The organism is Labrys methylaminiphilus subsp. lupini, assembly GCF_051161885.1.
Classification (GTDB): Bacteria; Pseudomonadota; Alphaproteobacteria; order Rhizobiales; family Labraceae; genus Labrys.
Map to the genome: position 1 here is coordinate 777,119 of NZ_JBMDIH010000001.1, position 14,220 is coordinate 791,338.

At 62.7% G+C, this 14,220-nt stretch carries 17 protein-coding genes; 10 read left to right on the forward strand and 7 right to left on the reverse strand.

The features are described from left to right. The first annotated feature begins 119 nt into the window (after positions 1-119). From ACN6KF_RS03560 to ACN6KF_RS03570, 3 genes are all read left to right on the forward strand, one after another. On the forward strand, positions 120-872 hold the full coding sequence (locus ACN6KF_RS03560; protein WP_434955509.1) for an SDR family NAD(P)-dependent oxidoreductase: 753 nt from the start codon (positions 120-122) through the stop codon (positions 870-872). Between the two features lie 148 nt (positions 873-1,020). Further along, the gene (gene fabI / locus ACN6KF_RS03565; RefSeq protein ID WP_068284574.1) at positions 1,021-1,839 is read left to right on the forward strand and encodes an enoyl-ACP reductase FabI; all 819 of its coding nucleotides are present in this window, start codon (positions 1,021-1,023) and stop codon (positions 1,837-1,839) included. Positions 1,840-2,107: 268 nt separating this feature from the next. Then, a complete protein-coding gene (locus ACN6KF_RS03570; protein WP_434955510.1) occupies positions 2,108-2,689 on the forward strand; it encodes a histidine phosphatase family protein in 582 nt (193 codons plus the stop codon). 328 nt (positions 2,690-3,017) lie between these two features. Here the strand turns inward: ACN6KF_RS03570 and ACN6KF_RS03575 are convergent, their stop codons facing one another. After that, entirely contained in the window at positions 3,018-3,320 is a 303-nt protein-coding gene (locus ACN6KF_RS03575; RefSeq protein WP_434955511.1) for a PsiF family protein, read from the reverse strand. Positions 3,321-3,603: 283 nt separating this feature from the next. On the opposite strand from ACN6KF_RS03575, the gene aroC reads away from it, so the two are divergent. Further along, positions 3,604-4,719, forward strand: a complete 1,116-nt coding sequence (gene aroC, locus ACN6KF_RS03580) for a chorismate synthase (RefSeq protein WP_434955512.1) — start codon at positions 3,604-3,606, stop codon at positions 4,717-4,719. A gap of 168 nt (positions 4,720-4,887) precedes the next feature. On the opposite strand, the gene ACN6KF_RS03585 is transcribed toward aroC, so the two are convergent. Then, on the reverse strand, positions 4,888-5,829 hold the full coding sequence (locus ACN6KF_RS03585) for a DnaJ C-terminal domain-containing protein (RefSeq protein WP_434955513.1): 942 nt from the start codon (positions 5,827-5,829) through the stop codon (positions 4,888-4,890). Positions 5,830-6,109: 280 nt separating this feature from the next. Here ACN6KF_RS03585 and ACN6KF_RS03590 point away from each other — a divergent pair, with 280 nt between their 5' ends. Further along, complete coding sequence (locus ACN6KF_RS03590) at positions 6,110-6,823, forward strand: HAD family hydrolase (RefSeq protein WP_434955514.1); 714 nt, start codon at positions 6,110-6,112, stop codon at positions 6,821-6,823. Further along, positions 6,823-7,707 carry a DUF1499 domain-containing protein gene (locus ACN6KF_RS03595; RefSeq protein WP_434955515.1) on the forward strand — a complete coding sequence of 295 codons (885 nt, stop codon included), beginning with the start codon at positions 6,823-6,825 and terminating at the stop codon, positions 7,705-7,707. The genes ACN6KF_RS03590 and ACN6KF_RS03595 overlap by 1 nt, the downstream gene beginning before the upstream one ends. Here the strand turns inward: ACN6KF_RS03595 and ACN6KF_RS03600 are convergent. Continuing rightward, a complete protein-coding gene (locus tag ACN6KF_RS03600; RefSeq protein ID WP_434955516.1) occupies positions 7,692-8,600 on the reverse strand; it encodes an MBL fold metallo-hydrolase in 909 nt (302 codons plus the stop codon). The two genes, ACN6KF_RS03595 and ACN6KF_RS03600, sit on opposite strands and share 16 nt — an antisense overlap. 162 nt (positions 8,601-8,762) lie before the next feature. Here ACN6KF_RS03600 and ACN6KF_RS03605 point away from each other — a divergent pair, with 162 nt between their 5' ends. Both ACN6KF_RS03605 and ACN6KF_RS03610 read left to right on the forward strand, forming a co-directional pair. Further along, the gene (locus ACN6KF_RS03605; RefSeq protein ID WP_068284736.1) at positions 8,763-8,975 is read left to right on the forward strand and encodes a cold-shock protein; all 213 of its coding nucleotides are present in this window, start codon (positions 8,763-8,765) and stop codon (positions 8,973-8,975) included. A gap of 64 nt (positions 8,976-9,039) precedes the next feature. Continuing rightward, on the forward strand, positions 9,040-9,669 hold the full coding sequence (locus ACN6KF_RS03610; protein ID WP_434955517.1) for a glutathione S-transferase: 630 nt from the start codon (positions 9,040-9,042) through the stop codon (positions 9,667-9,669). Between the two features lie 200 nt (positions 9,670-9,869). On the opposite strand, the gene ACN6KF_RS03615 is transcribed toward ACN6KF_RS03610, so the two are convergent. Then, positions 9,870-10,565 (reverse strand): helix-turn-helix transcriptional regulator, encoded by a 696-nt coding sequence (locus ACN6KF_RS03615; RefSeq protein ID WP_434955518.1) that lies wholly within the window; start codon positions 10,563-10,565, stop codon positions 9,870-9,872. A 114-nt stretch (positions 10,566-10,679) separates the two neighbouring features. On the opposite strand from ACN6KF_RS03615, the gene ACN6KF_RS03620 reads away from it, so the two are divergent. Next, the gene (locus ACN6KF_RS03620; RefSeq protein WP_434955519.1) at positions 10,680-11,576 is read left to right on the forward strand and encodes a DMT family transporter; all 897 of its coding nucleotides are present in this window, start codon (positions 10,680-10,682) and stop codon (positions 11,574-11,576) included. 66 nt (positions 11,577-11,642) lie between these two features. Here the strand turns inward: ACN6KF_RS03620 and ACN6KF_RS03625 are convergent, their stop codons facing one another. The 3 genes from ACN6KF_RS03625 to ACN6KF_RS03635 all read right to left on the reverse strand — a co-directional run bounded on the left by ACN6KF_RS03625 (position 11,643) and on the right by ACN6KF_RS03635 (position 13,353). Continuing rightward, a complete protein-coding gene (locus ACN6KF_RS03625; protein WP_434955520.1) occupies positions 11,643-12,278 on the reverse strand; it encodes an outer membrane protein in 636 nt (211 codons plus the stop codon). Between the two features lie 277 nt (positions 12,279-12,555). Beyond that, positions 12,556-13,026: a hypothetical protein gene (locus tag ACN6KF_RS03630; protein WP_434955521.1), complete on the reverse strand. Its 471-nt coding sequence runs from the start codon at positions 13,024-13,026 to the stop codon at positions 12,556-12,558. Positions 13,027-13,107: 81 nt separating this feature from the next. After that, on the reverse strand, positions 13,108-13,353 hold the full coding sequence (locus tag ACN6KF_RS03635) for a hypothetical protein (protein ID WP_434955522.1): 246 nt from the start codon (positions 13,351-13,353) through the stop codon (positions 13,108-13,110). Between the two features lie 27 nt (positions 13,354-13,380). Here ACN6KF_RS03635 and ACN6KF_RS03640 point away from each other — a divergent pair, with 27 nt between their 5' ends. Further along, the gene (locus ACN6KF_RS03640) at positions 13,381-14,133 is read left to right on the forward strand and encodes an SDR family oxidoreductase (protein ID WP_434955523.1); all 753 of its coding nucleotides are present in this window, start codon (positions 13,381-13,383) and stop codon (positions 14,131-14,133) included. Positions 14,134-14,220 lie beyond the last annotated feature (87 nt).

A 14,220-nucleotide genomic window follows, 5' to 3' on the forward strand; every position in this document is an offset into this window, starting at 1 on the left:
TAATTGGGCCCGACTCGGCTGTCGCGGCGATCCGCCACCCTATTTCATTTGGGCGTCGTGATATCTATGTCTTCTGGCATGGCTCCTTGGAGCCGCCTCTTTTTCGATCGGTATCCGTCATGGCAAGCAGTTCCGCCCAGCATCCGCAGCGCGCGATGATTCTCACCGGCGCCTCCCGGGGGATCGGGCATGCGACCGTCAAGCGCTTTTCAGCGGCAGGCTGGCGGGTCATCACCTGCTCCCGCCACGCTTTTCCCGAGGAATGTCCCTGGGAGGCAGGCCCGGAGGATCACATCCAGGTCGATCTCGCCGATCCGGCCAATACCGAGGAAGCGATCGAGGAGATCAAGCGCCGTCTCGACGGCACCGGCCTGCATGCGCTGGTCAACAACGCGGCGATTTCGCCAAAGGGCAAGAGCGGCTCGCGCCTGAGCAGCATCGAGACCGGGCTTTCGGATTGGCAATGGGTGTTCCAGGTCAATTTTTTCGCGCCGATCATGCTGGCGCGCGGGCTGATCCAAGAGCTCGAACAGGTCAAGGGCTCGGTGGTGAACGTCACCTCGATTGCCGGCGCACGCGTTCATCCCTTTGCCGGTGCCGCCTATTCGACCTCCAAGGCCGCCCTGGCTGCCTTGACCCGTGAGATGGCCTCGGACTTTGCGCCGCGCGGCATCAGGGTCAATGCGATCGCGCCTGGCGAAATCGATACCTCGATCCTTTCGCCCGGTACCGAAAAGATCGTCGCTCAGATTCCGATGCGGCGCCTCGGTACACCCGATGAAGTGGCCAAGACCATCTACTTCCTCTGCACGGATCAGAGCTCCTATGTGAACGGGGCCGAGATCGCCATCAATGGTGGCCAGCATGTGTGAAGGCGGTATTCCGGGAACGATAAGGCGGCTGCCGACGCTTTCGGCGTAACAGGGACGGTCTATTCCTCAACAAATAGACCTATCGCCCCTTCCCCCCTGCGCAGCCTTCCGTTATTCATGCCGTTCCTTTCGAATAGGCAGTTGCGGAATGACAGCAAGTGGATTGATGGCCGGCAAGCGCGGCCTCATCATGGGTGTGGCGAATAATCGATCGATCGCCTGGGGCATCGCCAAGGCGTGCAGGCAGCATGGCGCCGAGCTGGCCTTCACCTATCAGGGGGATGCCCTGAAGAAGCGCGTCGAGCCATTGGCTGCCGAACTCGATGCCCTGGTCGTCGGCCATTGCGACGTCACCGACGGGGCCAGCATCGATGCCGTGTTCGCCGAAGTCGCTGCCAAATGGGGCAAGCTCGATTTCATCGTTCACGCCATCGCCTTTTCGGACAAGGACCAGCTCGACGGCCGCTATCTCGAGACGACCGAAGAGAACTTCACCAAGACGATGCTGATCTCCTGCTATTCGCTCACCTCGGTCGCTCAGCGCGCCGAGAAGCTGATGACGGATGGCGGCTCGATCCTGACGCTGACCTATTATGGCGCCGAGAAGTGGATGCCGCACTATAACGTCATGGGCGTGGCCAAGGCCGCTCTCGAGGCGAGCGTGCGCTATCTCGCCGCCGATCTCGGCGAGAAAGCGATTCGGGTGAACGCCATCTCCGCCGGTCCGATCAAGACTTTGGCCGCTTCCGGCATCGGGGATTTCCGCTACATCCTGAAGTGGAACGAATATAACGCGCCGCTACGCCGCACCGTCACCATCGAGGAGGTGGGCGAAGCAGGAGCATATCTGCTATCCGACATGTCGCGCGGCGTTACCGGCGAAGTGCATCATGTCGATGCCGGCTACCATGTGGTCGGCATGAAGAATCCGACCTCGCCCGACATCACGCTCGCCGGCAAGGACTGAGCGCGAGGGCAGGCCTTGGAGCGCCGGTCCAGCAGCCGCTGACAGGCCGGACAGCACGAAACGAGGTGGGCGTTCGCCGATGGCGTGATGCCCGTCCGAGCGGATTCTTCTTGATCGAGCCGTGTGCTCGATCAAGAAGAATCCGCAAGCTCTCAAACACTTGCGAGCTTCTCGGTGTTACCCATTCGAGGGCGACATCTGGAAGCTCTGCTTGGGGAGGCAGGACGGCCTCCCGTCTGATTCATGCGTCCAAAGCAGGAGTAAGCCCGTGGCGCCCACACTTTACTTCATGCGCCACGGCGAGACCGATTGGAACGCCGAAGCGCGCCTGCAAGGCCAGCAGGACATTCCCCTCAATCAGGTCGGACGCAAGCAGGCCACCGAGGCCGGCCACAAGCTTGCCGAGGTCCTGCCGGCGCCGGATGGTCTGCCCTGGCTGGTCAGCCCGCTCGGGCGCACCCGCGAGACGGCGGAACTGGCACGCAAGGCGATCGGCCTGCCACCGCAGCGCTACACCACCGATGACCGTCTCAAGGAACTGACCTTCGGCGATTGGGAAGGCCGGACCTGGGCCGAACTGCGCTCGGTGGATCGCAACATGGTGAAGGCGCGGACTGCCGACAAATGGGCCTATGTCCCGCCGCGCGGCGAGAGCTACGCCATGCTGCATGACCGCATCGCACTCTGGCTCAAGACTGTGACCCAGGATCTCGTGGTGGTCAGCCATGGCGGCGTTGCCCGCGTGCTGATGGTGCTGCTGGCGGGAAAAGCCAGCGGTCAGGCCGCCGAGGAGCCGATCTGGCAGGGCAAGCTTCTGGTCTTCCGCAACAAATCGGCTGAATGGGTCTAGGGGCAATTGCTCACCCCCTGGTCATCCCGTGCGCGATGCAGCATGGAATGCTGCTTCGCAGTCAGACCAAACCTCGGTTTGGTCCGGGGACCGCGCTGAGAATGAGCCTCGGTTGGCTTACGATCCCGGATCTGCGCCGCATCACTACGTGCTGCAGCGCGTCTGGAATGACCCACGTGAGCAATTACGTCTAAGATATTTCCCGAAAAAACGGGCTGGCCAGAGCCGCCGAAGCAGATAACCGGCTTCGGCGGTCGTGGTCGTCAGGCCCGGCGAGGCTTGCCGGCCTCGTCGAGCAGAGGCCGCTCGCAGCGGCAGCAGATTCGGGTCAGGTGGCCGGGCCGCCCTTGTGCTTGCAGCTTTCGCGGAATTTCTTGCGGGGTTTGCCTTTCAGTCCCTGCTTGTCGGCGGCATCGGAGCACGCCTTGGAAATCGCCGCCTTCTTGCTGGCATCGAGAGTGGGTTTCTTGGCCTTCGGGGTCGTCGGCGCAGTGGCGGGCGCCATCTGCTCGGTCGGAGCGGTCGTTGCCGGTGGTGAAGCTTGAGGAGTGGTCTGCGCCGAGGCTGCGCCAACGCCTAAGGAAAGTGCCAATGCAATTGCCGGAAGCAGGCCAAAACGACGTAGGTTCATGGTATTTCCTCCAGTATATTCGATCTTGATAGCGATTTCGATATCCAGACCGACTCAGACATGGAACCGCGAGATGGCCGAATTTTGACCTTCGTTTGAGAATTCGGCGGCGCTACCTGATCGAATCCTAATTCGATCCCGGATAATGCCTTGTCTATTCTGATCGATCGGAGCCGCGGCAAGCCAAAGCTGGGCAGACGTTTAGCGCTGGGCGAGCGGCCGAAATTGAGTTTTGGTACGAATGCTGTAGAAGGCGCCCATCACCCGTTCCCTGCGAGTTCTCATGTCCTTCAACAGCTTCGGCCATCTCTTCCGCGTCACCACCTATGGCGAGAGTCACGGCGTGGCGCTGGGCTGCGTGATCGATGGCTGTCCGCCGCGCCTGCCGATCAGCGAGGCGATGATCCAGGGCTTCCTGGATCGCCGCAAGCCGGGGCAGAGCCGCTTCACCACCCAGCGCCGCGAGCCGGATAGCGTGCGTATCCTTTCGGGCGTGATGGCCGACGAAGCGAGTGGGCTGTTGCTGACCACGGGAACCCCGATCCACCTGATGATCGAGAATGTCGATCAGCGCTCCAAGGATTATGGGGAGATCAAGGACAAGTATCGCCCCGGCCATGCGGATTATGCCTATGACGTCAAATATGGCATCCGTGACTATCGCGGCGGCGGGCGGTCCTCGGCACGCGAGACGGCGGCCCGCGTGGCGGCCGGGGCGGTGGCCCGGCAGGTCCTGCCGGGCGTGAGCGTTCGGGGGGCGCTCGTGCAGATGGGGCCGCACAAGATCGATCGCAACCGCTGGGACTGGGAGGCGGTGAACGCCAATCCGTTCTTCTGTCCGGATCCGGTCGCGGCCGCCTTCTTCGAGGACTATCTCGATGGCGTGCGCAAGGCGGGCTCCTCGATCGGCGCCGTGATCGAGGTGGTGGCCGAAGGGGTGCAGCCCGGCCTCGGCGCCCCGATCTACGGCAAGCTCGATTCGGATCTTGCCGCGGCCATGATGAGCATCAATGCAGTCAAGGGCGTGGAGATCGGGGACGGTTTCGCCGCAGCCGAACTCGGAGGCGAGGCGAATGCCGACGAGATGCGCATGGGCAATGACGGAAGGCCGCTATTCCTGTCCAATCATGCCGGCGGCATTCTCGGCGGCATCTCCACCGGCCAGCCCGTGGTGGTGCGCTTCGCGGTGAAGCCGACCTCCTCCATCCTGCAGGGGCGCCGTACGGTGGATCGCTATGGCCACGACACCGATATCATCACCAAGGGGCGTCACGACCCCTGTGTCGGTATCCGGGCCGTACCGGTGGGAGAGGCGATGATGGCCTGCGTGCTCGCTGACCATGTCCTGCGTCATCGGGGGCAGGTCGGCACGCCGCTGGCCTGGCCGTTCGAGAAATAAGGGGCGGGCCTTCAGACCCGCCTATAGCAAAACGCGTTCAGGCGTGAACGCTTATTGCTCTAACTCTTTGTTCTGGCGCGTCTTTGCGATTCGAGGTGATTCCGTCTAATCGCAAAACGCTCTGGACACGTACCGCCCGATGGTGGGTCTGAAGACCCGCTCCTTGATTCATCGCCCGATATCGTAACCCTTGTCGCGCAGCTTCACGAGAGCGGCCTCGAGTTCGGGATCGATCTTGCCGGGCATGATGATCCTGGGCTGCACGATGAGGTCGCCGGGGCCGTCCTTGGCCTGCACGCCCTTGCCCTTGAGGCGGAAGGAGCGCAGCCCCGTGGTGCCGGCGGGCAAAGTAAGATCGACGGAGCCGTCCAGCGTCGGTACGCGCACCTTGGCGCCGAGCGCTGCCTCATAGACGGTCACGTTGACGTCGACACGCACGTTCCTGCCATCGGCGCGGAACGTATCGTGCGGCGCCACGGCCACCGTGATCAGCGCATCGCCGGGTTCGCCGCCGAACGGGCTGGGCTCGCCCTGGCCCCTGAGGCGGATGGTCTTGCCAGGAGCGATGCCGGCCGGAATGGAGGCGTCCACCATGCGGCCTGGCCCGAGCTCGACCCGTGTCTTGCCGCCCAGCGCCCAGACCGTGAAGGGAATCTGGCCGGTGACCTGGATGTCGTCGCCGCGGGGCGCCGAACCACGCGAACTGCCACCGCGCTGGGCGCGTCCGCCGAACATCTCGCTGAGAATATCGTCGAAACCGCCGGCAAAACCTCCGCCGGTGCTGCTACTACTACCGCCCCGACCGCCACCAAAATTGAACTCGAAGCCGCCGGTATCGCGCCCAAATCCACCACCGGAGCCGCCCGCGGCCTCGAAGCCCTGGAAGTGCGGCTTGCCCTCGGCGTCGATCTCGCCACGGTCGAACTGGGCCCGCTTCTTCTCGTCACCGACGATTTCATAAGCGCTGTTGACCTCGGCGAACTTCGCCGCGGCCTTGGCATCCTTGTTCTGATCGGGGTGGTACTGCTTGGCGAGCTTCCGGAAGGCCTTCTTGATCTCAGCCAAGCTTGCCGTCTTGGAAACGCCAAGGACGCTATAGGGGTCACGCATGTTTCAAAATCTCTCCCGCCGGCCCCCTCATGGGCAGCCTGCCACCGTGGCACGAAGCCCACGTGTGGCTGGAACATGGGATTTGGCGCGAGATTCCGCAATATGTTCGCGCTGCGAAATCTCTGGAAGGCGGCGATTTCGGCCCATGCGTCGAGCATGCGACGTTCGGGTACTGGTTTGATGCATCATAGCCGATTTCTGGCTCCTGCGTGAATTCGGTATGCCACGCCGACCAAATTCCTTATGGAGGGCGAGAAAGGGCTGTAGACTGGGATTCGACATGCCGATACGCGCGATACTCTTCGACAAGGACGGGACCCTGGTCGACTTCCACCTCACCTGGAGCGCCGCCGCCTATGCTGCCATGCAGCGCCTGAGTGGTGGCGACCCCGAGAAGATGGCGAAGCTGGTCGAGATCAACGATTACGACCTGGAGAGCCACCGCATTCTGCCGCATTCGGTGCTGGTGGCTGAATCTTCGGCCGATTATGGCGTCGCCTGGGCCGAGGTGCTCGGGGAGGTCGCCGATACGGCCTTCTTTGAGCAGATGGACCGTATCTTCATCGAAGAAGGCCTGAAACACGTCACGCCGATCGGGGACCCGCCCTGGCTGTTGTCCACCCTGAAGAGCCGGGGCTACCTCCTGGGCATCTGCACCAATGACTCCGAAGCGGGCGCCCGTGCCCACTGCGAGAAGCTCGGCCTGATGCCCTGGCTCGACGCCGTACTTGGCTATGATTCAGGCCATGGCCGCAAGCCGGAGCCGGGCCCGGTGCTCGGCTTTGCTGGGGCTTTCGGGGTTGCGCCTCGGGAAATCGCCCTGGTCGGCGATTCCACCCATGACCTGCATGCCGTCAAGGCGGCCGGAGGCACAGCCATCGCCGTACTCAGCGGCTTCGCGCAGCGGGAGGAATTGGCGCCGCATGCCGATCATGTCATCGAGAGCGTGATGGACCTGCCCGATCTCCTACAGTCGCTGGCGGGCGCGCCCTGATGCTGCGGCGTCCGGCGCCTCCGCCGATCGGCTGGGCCCGTGTCGCGCAGAGTTTGGCGGTCTTTGCCTTCGAGGTCGTGCTGATTTCGCTGGTTCTGATGCGCTTTCATCTCGCCCCGCTCAAGGCTGGTTTTGCCGCCTTATGCGCGGGACTGCTGGCGGCCTGCGCCGCCTTGCTCTGCGCCGTGATCGCCTTCCAGGTGATCTGGCGCAAGGGCGAGCGGGGCTTCGGCCGGGCCTTCAGCGCTTTCCTGCTCGCCATCCTGCTGCTGGGCCCTGCGGCGATTGCCGCCAGTCTCGCTCTCAGCGTGCCTGACATCGTCGATGTCAGCACCGATCCCGACGATCCGCCGCCTTTGGCCCATGCCGCCCGCACGCGCGCTGGCGATGCCAATTCGACCGCCTACGCGGTGGGGCTTGCAGCCTATCAGCGCAAAGCCTTGCCGCAGATCCAATCGATTCTCCTCGATGTCCCGCCGGATGATATCCGCAAAATTGCGCTTCGCCTGATGCGGGACAGGCGCTGGCAGATCGTGGGCGATCTGCGCTTTGGCGAGATGGCTGCGCGCATTCGCTTGCCGGACAGCATCCGCGAGGATGGCGATTCCGCGGACTCCGACACGGCCGGAGGCGCGCCCACAGGATCGGCCGCCACGCAAAGGCGCTTTAGCGATCGCATCGAGGCGATCGCCTCATCCACGCTTCTGGGTACCACCGATGACATCGCCCTGCGCATCCGGGGCGAGGGCGGCAAGACGCGCATCGACATGCGCTCGGCGGCTCGCTACGGCTCCTACGATTTCGGTGCCAACGCCAAGCATGTGCAGAGTTTCATGGCCGAATTGCGCGATCGAGCTCTGACGCCGGATCAGGCCAGCCAGTAATGGCCCGCCATGGAAGGAGCCCCTTCGGTGACGACCTTGCCGCGCTGGACCAGGTCTTCGAGATGGGCGAACAGGTTGAGGGTCGCCGCTCCCTGTAGCCCGGCCGGCAGTCCCGCATAGACCCTGGCGGTCAATGGCGTGATCGGCGTGGGGCCGTCTCCCAGGGCCTGGAGGATCGAGGCCTCACGCATGCGGCGGTGCTGGATCATGGCGCGCACGAAACGCTGGGGCTGCTCGACCGGCCCGCCATGACCGGGAAAGTAGCGTGCCTCCGGCCTGCCGATGAGCTTCTCCAGCGAGGCCATGTAGTCGCCCATCGAGCCATCGGGCGGGGCGACGATGCTGGTGGACCAGGCCATGACATGGTCGCCCGACAACAGCACCTTGTCCGCCTCCAGCGAAAATGCGAGATGGTTGGCGCAGTGACCGGGGGTCGCCACCGCCGTCAACGGCCAGTCCGGCGGCCCGAACCGATCGCCCTCTGCCAGAACCACGTCGGGATGGAAGGCGAGGTCGCCGGCGGCGTCGAGCAGATTGACCTCGCCTTCATGCAGGGGCCGGGCGCTGCGATGCGGGCCGGCGCCATGAGTGGGTGCGCCGGTGGCCGATACCAGTGCCGGCACGGCCGGCGAGTGGTCGCGGTGGGTATGCGTGACGGCAATCGCCACCACTTCCTCGCCGCGCACCGCCGACAGCAGGGCAGCGACATGGCCGGGATCGTCCGGGCCGGGATCGATGATGGCAACCTTGCCGCGTCCGACGATATAGGAACAGGTGCCGGTGAAGGTGAAGGCTCCGCCATTGGGAGCCACGATACGGCGGACACCCGGCGACAATTCCTCGAGGACACCCGGCAATGGCGCGGCGCGATTATAGGGGATGTCTTCGCTCATATGGATTTCCAGTATCGATAAATTTTGTGCTGCGCGGCAAGGGTCGATCGCCCGTGGGGTTCATATCGCCTCTTGCGTACAAACGTCCTTTGGATGAAACTCATTTCGCACTGGTGTGGAATGGATCTGGTCATCCGGCCAGATCGGGACTGGGAGCGTAAGATGGCGCAGAGCGGCACCGTCAAGTTCTTCAACACCCAAAAAGGCTATGGCTTCATAACGCCTGACGATGGTGGACGCGACATCTTTGTTCACATCACCGCAGTCGAAAGTTCCGGTCTGGGTACATTGTCGGAAGGCCAGAAGATCTCCTTCGATGTCGAACCCGACAAGAAGGGCAAGGGACCGAAGGCCGTTAATCTGGTGAAGGCCTGACTGCTATTTCCGCACTAGCGGCTGAAATGCGGTAATGGATGGACGAGCGCTCGCAGGAGCGCTCATGATTCCAGCACTGGATCTCGGCTCCGCCATGCAATTGCGCTCCTCGCCCCCATCGCCCTTTGGGCGGAAAGTCAAGATTGCCGCGCACTATCTCGGCTTGCTCGACAGCATCACCGTGGTTCCTGCGGATACCAATGACCCGCAGGACAGCCTGCGCGGGCAGAATCCGCTCGGCAAGATCCCGGTACTGATCCTGGAAGACGGGACCATTCTCTACGACAGCCGGGTCATTCTCGATTATCTCGACCACCTCGCCGGGGGTGGGCGCATCGTGCCGCATGGGGCGGGGCGCTATGAGGTGCTGACGCGTCAGGCCTTGGCGGACGGCATCATGGATGCCTCATTGCTCCAGGTCTATGAGGCGAGGATCCGTCCCGAAGACCAGCGCAGCGCCAAATGGCTCGACATCCAGGCCGGCAAGGTTGCGCGCGGCCTGGCCGCGTTCGAGGCGCGGGCAGGGGCCTTCGATCCGGCGCTGGATGCGGGAAGCATCGCGCTGGCCTGTGCGCTCGGCTATCTCGATTTGCGCTTCGCTGGAACCTGGCGGCAGCATTTTCCCAAGCTGCAGGCCTGGCTGGCTGCCTTCGAGGCGGAAATCCCGGCCTTCGGTCTGACACGCCCGGAATAATATCAGGTCTCGAAGATGCCGATGCATCCGAGATTTGAGCACCTCGGGATTTTCGACACCAAATCAAAGATTTGGCGAAAATCGTGAAGTGGAACCATGAGTCATTGTCAATGCCTCATGGCATAAGGCCGTTGGCCTTGAGCGGTGGTTGTCGCCTCCGCCCGGTCATGTCGTTGCTGTTCGTCTGAAAGCTTGGGGCGCTAGCGCTGCGGCGCCTCTTCACGCTGGCGTGCTTCCCAGGCCGCGCGCAGGGCCGCGCTTTCGCCTTCGAAGCGTTCCTGCGTGACCTCGCACCGGCGGATGCGGTCGGCCCGGAAGCTGCGGAAGTCCCGACGTAATTCGCACCAGGCGACGACATGCATCACCTCGACATAATAGACCATGGCGATCGGGCGAATGATGCGTCGGCTTTCCCGCCCCTGGGCGTCGGCATAATGCAGCAACAATTTGCGTTCGTCGCGAATGGCCAGGCGAATGGCGGAAAGATCGACGCTGACCGGCTCGGGATGGATCCATTGCGGCACGAAGAGACGAGTCTTGTCGATGGGCTCGCGATTGGCAATCGGCAGGACGCTGGCGATTTTGGCTCGGATCGAGCCCGCCGCCGTCTTGAGCGCGCGGTCGTCGGTGCGTTCCAGCAGGCCAAGGGCAACCACCAGGGCTTCGACTTCCTCGATCGATAGCATCAGCGGCGGCAGGTCATAGCCCGAGCGCATGACATAGCCGATGCCGGCTTCGCCATAGATGGGCACCGACAGGGCCTGAAGCGACGCGATATCGCGATAGATGGTGCGCTTGGCGACTTCGAGCTGCGCGGCGATCGCCTCGGCCGTCACCGGCTTCTTGGCAACGCGCAGGAGCTGGATGATCTCGAACAGGCGTGTGGTGCGGCGCATGGGAGACAAGCCGTTAATCGCGGTCGCCGCAGAGACTGCTGACAGATTCATGTCAGCAAGGTTCTGCTTCAATGTGCATCTGTCAATCGGTATCCAGCCATATCGGAGATTGCGATGTCCATCGAGGAAAGCATGCCGGCCGCATTCTCCCCGCGCCATTTCGGCGTGGTGCTGGTGACGGCCTCCGCCATCCTGTGGAGTACGGCCGGCTATTTCACTCGGGCGGTGCCGCTCGACATCGCTGCCTTGCTGTTCTGGCGGGGCCTGTTCGGCGCAGCCACCAGCCTGGCCTTCATCCTGGCTCTCGAGGGGCGTAATACCTGGCGTAGCTTCAGGGCGATGGGATGGATCGGGCTGGGCTTTTGCCTGCTGTCGAGCCTGGGCATGGCCTGCTTCGTCGCGTCGCTACGGCTTACCAGCGTGGCTCATGTTTCGATCATCTATGCCACGGTGCCATTTGCGGCGGCCGGGTTGGCCTGGCTGGTGATGCGCGAGCGGGTTTCCGCCGCCGTGCTGGTCGCCAGCCTGTTGGCCGTTGCCGGCGTGGCAATGACCGTGGTTGGCGGAGGCGGGCAGGGGAGCCTGATCGGCGATGCCCTGGCGCTTGCGATGACGGTGCTGGTTGCCGCTTTCGTGGTGATGCGGCGGCGCTTTCCCGACGTACCATTGGTGCCGGCCGCCTGCCTGTCGGCGCTGGTGCCGTCGCTGATCAGCGCGCCCCTGATGTCGAGCTGGCCGGCCGATGGTCAGCAGGTTGCCATGCTGGTGGCCTTTGGCGTGAGCAATATGGGGCTCGCTCTGGTCTGCTTCACCATAGGTGCGAAATTCATTCCCGCTGCACAGACGGCGCTGATCGGCGCGCTGGAAACGCCGCTTGCTCCCCTCTGGGTCTGGCTTGCTTTCGGAGAAGCGCCGGGAATGGCGGCCTTGGCTGGCGGTGGCGTGGTTCTCCTGGCCGTGGTGGGCAGCATGATCTGGGAAGGCCGGACATCCCTGGCCAAAGCTGGATAGCGGCGCCCGAACGAAAAAGGCCCGGCGCTGTGCCGGGCCTCTTCGGAGCGCTGTCTTCCGAACGGATCAGAAGTGATAGTTCACGCCCAGCTTGATGTCGCTGCCGCCATAACCGGCCTTGACGATACCGCTGCGGATGTCGAAGTCATCCTTGCCATAACTGGTGTAGTTGTACTCAGCCCGGACCGAAACTTCTGGGGTTACGCGATATTCAGCACCGAAGCCCGCGGTCCAGCCGACCTGCCACTGCGAATCCTTGGCACCAAAGCGGTTGATCTCGACATCGCCGAAGGCGAGACCGGCCTTGATGTAAGGCAGGAAGTCGCCCATGGCATAGCCGAGGCGGGGCGTGATCGAGCCGTTGAAGCCGTAGGTACCCTTATGGCCATCATATTTGTCGGTGATGTCCGCATAGTTCAGCGAACCTTCGAGACCGACCACGATCGGATCGTACTGCATGTTGTAGCCGGCCTGGACACCGCCGGTGAAGCCGCTGGCCTCGTTCAGGCGGACGCCGCGATTGGCGTCGAAGTCACCGGAAAAGCCGTAGCCGAGATTGATACCGGCATAAAAGCCCGTCCAAGTCACGTTGGAAGCCGGAGCCTGATAGGCCGGCGCGGGCTCCTGATACTGCGGAATGTCGGCCGCAAAGGCGGACCCGGTGATCAGCGTCGCTGCTGTGGCGAGAAGAAGCTTTTTCATCGTGAACTCCTGGAACTCATACACGCGATGACGCCGGTATCCCCAACCCATCGAACAATCATGCGACCGTGTTACGTGAAGACTATTAAGAGAAGGTTGCCTGATGGGTTTATTAAGTAGATTTAACAAGGCAATATTATGGCAACGATTTCAATTATATTTGAAATAATTTGTTAACCATGATGTATGTTCTGTAAATTGCCTTAACGTAATTCTATGATTATTATGGTTAACAAGAAATTAATATTGTGAATTCTAGCGCGGCTCGGATGGTTTGTCATTTCCAGCCAGCGGCATAAGGCGCGGGTGCATTGGCAAAATCGGAGTGAACCGAACCCAAATCATAGTTGAACGCCGTTGCCCGGGCTGACCAGCGATTATATTGCACGCCGCCGCAGGCCAGATCATCGCCTCGGCCCGAGGTGAGGCCGGGCAGGAGGCACAGGCTCGTCGGGCGCGCATTGCTGCGCAGGGGCGGACGGTTCTTGCTGTTCTCGCCCAGGGAATCGATCGGGATGGAGCCGACGATGTCGATGTCGTCTTGTCCAGCCGTCGGGCGCGCTGGCTTGACGGCAGCCTGCGGGATGACACCCGCCAGCACCGGTGCCTTGGTCACGGCAATGAAGCGACCGGTCCACACCAGCGAAAGCGCGGAGGGCGCCCCGGGCACGGTTTCGCCGGCCTGCGCCACTCCGGTGAGGGGCTGCCAGGCCAGGATCGCGCAAGTGAGGAAAGTGACCTTCAGCATCGTGTCCCAGTGTTGCCTGTTCCGGTGCCAAAGCGTTTTGCGACTTGATGGAGTCACCACGAATCGCAAACACGCGTCAAACTAAAGAGCCAGAGCAAAAAAGCGTTCCGCCGTGAACGCATTTTGCTCCGGTGCCAGCACGGGCCAGCCCGTCACTTGAACAATGCCCAGAGGTTGTTCGACGTTAACGCTGGGCAGCAATCTGCCCGCATCGTAAACGCAGTATGAAGACAGGCCGACCGACGGAATGGAGAAAATGGTGGAAAAAGTACAAGCGTTTTTCGATTTGCCGGGATCGGCAAGAATCGCAAAGACGCGTCGAACCAATGAGCTAGACCAAACGAGCGTTCAGTCATGAACGCGCTTTGCTCTAGGGCGCAATGCGCCTTGGTGACGGGCGCTGCCAAGCGTATCGGTCGGAGCATCGCGCTTGGTCTGGCGCAGGGCGGATATCATGTCGCGCTCCATTGCAATCACTCGCGTGCGGAAGCGGAGGGGGTGGCGGCCCAAATAGCGGCCATGGGCCGCAGGACCTGCATCGTCGTCGGTGATCTGACCGCGGGAGACAAGGTGAGCGCGATCGTCGAGCAGGCGCGCGCTGGCATCGGCACCCTTGACCTGTTGGTGAATTCGGCCTCGATGTTCGAACCGGACAGCGTCGGCAGCCTCCAGGCACAGATCTGGAACCGGCAATTCGCCGTCAACGCCCAGGCCCCGATCTTTCTCGCCCAGGCTTTTGCGGCTCAGGTCGATCCGCACGCTTATGACCCTTCCATCGTCAACCTGATCGACCAGCGCGTGCTGCATCCCCGGCCTGATTATGTTTCCTATTATCTCAGCAAATCCGTGCTGCATGTCGCCACGCAGACCCTGGCCCAGGCCCTGGCACCGCATATCCGCGTCAATGGCATCGGTCCCGGCCCGACCATGCAGGCCGCCTCTCAGACACCCGAGGAATTCGCCGCCGAGGCGGCCGGCACGCCACTCGGCCACGGCAGCGCCGTGGAGGATATCGTGGAGGCCGTGCTCTACCTCGCTCGGGCCCGCAGCGTCAGCGGCCAGATGATCGCCGTCGACGGCGGCCAGCATCTGGCATGGGCTGAGTAGTCCGAGCGGGAATAGCCCGGGTGCGCCAGGGATTGGGGGCAATTTCACCAGTGATCTGCGTGCCCTCTCGTCAGCGTGCCTCCCGCG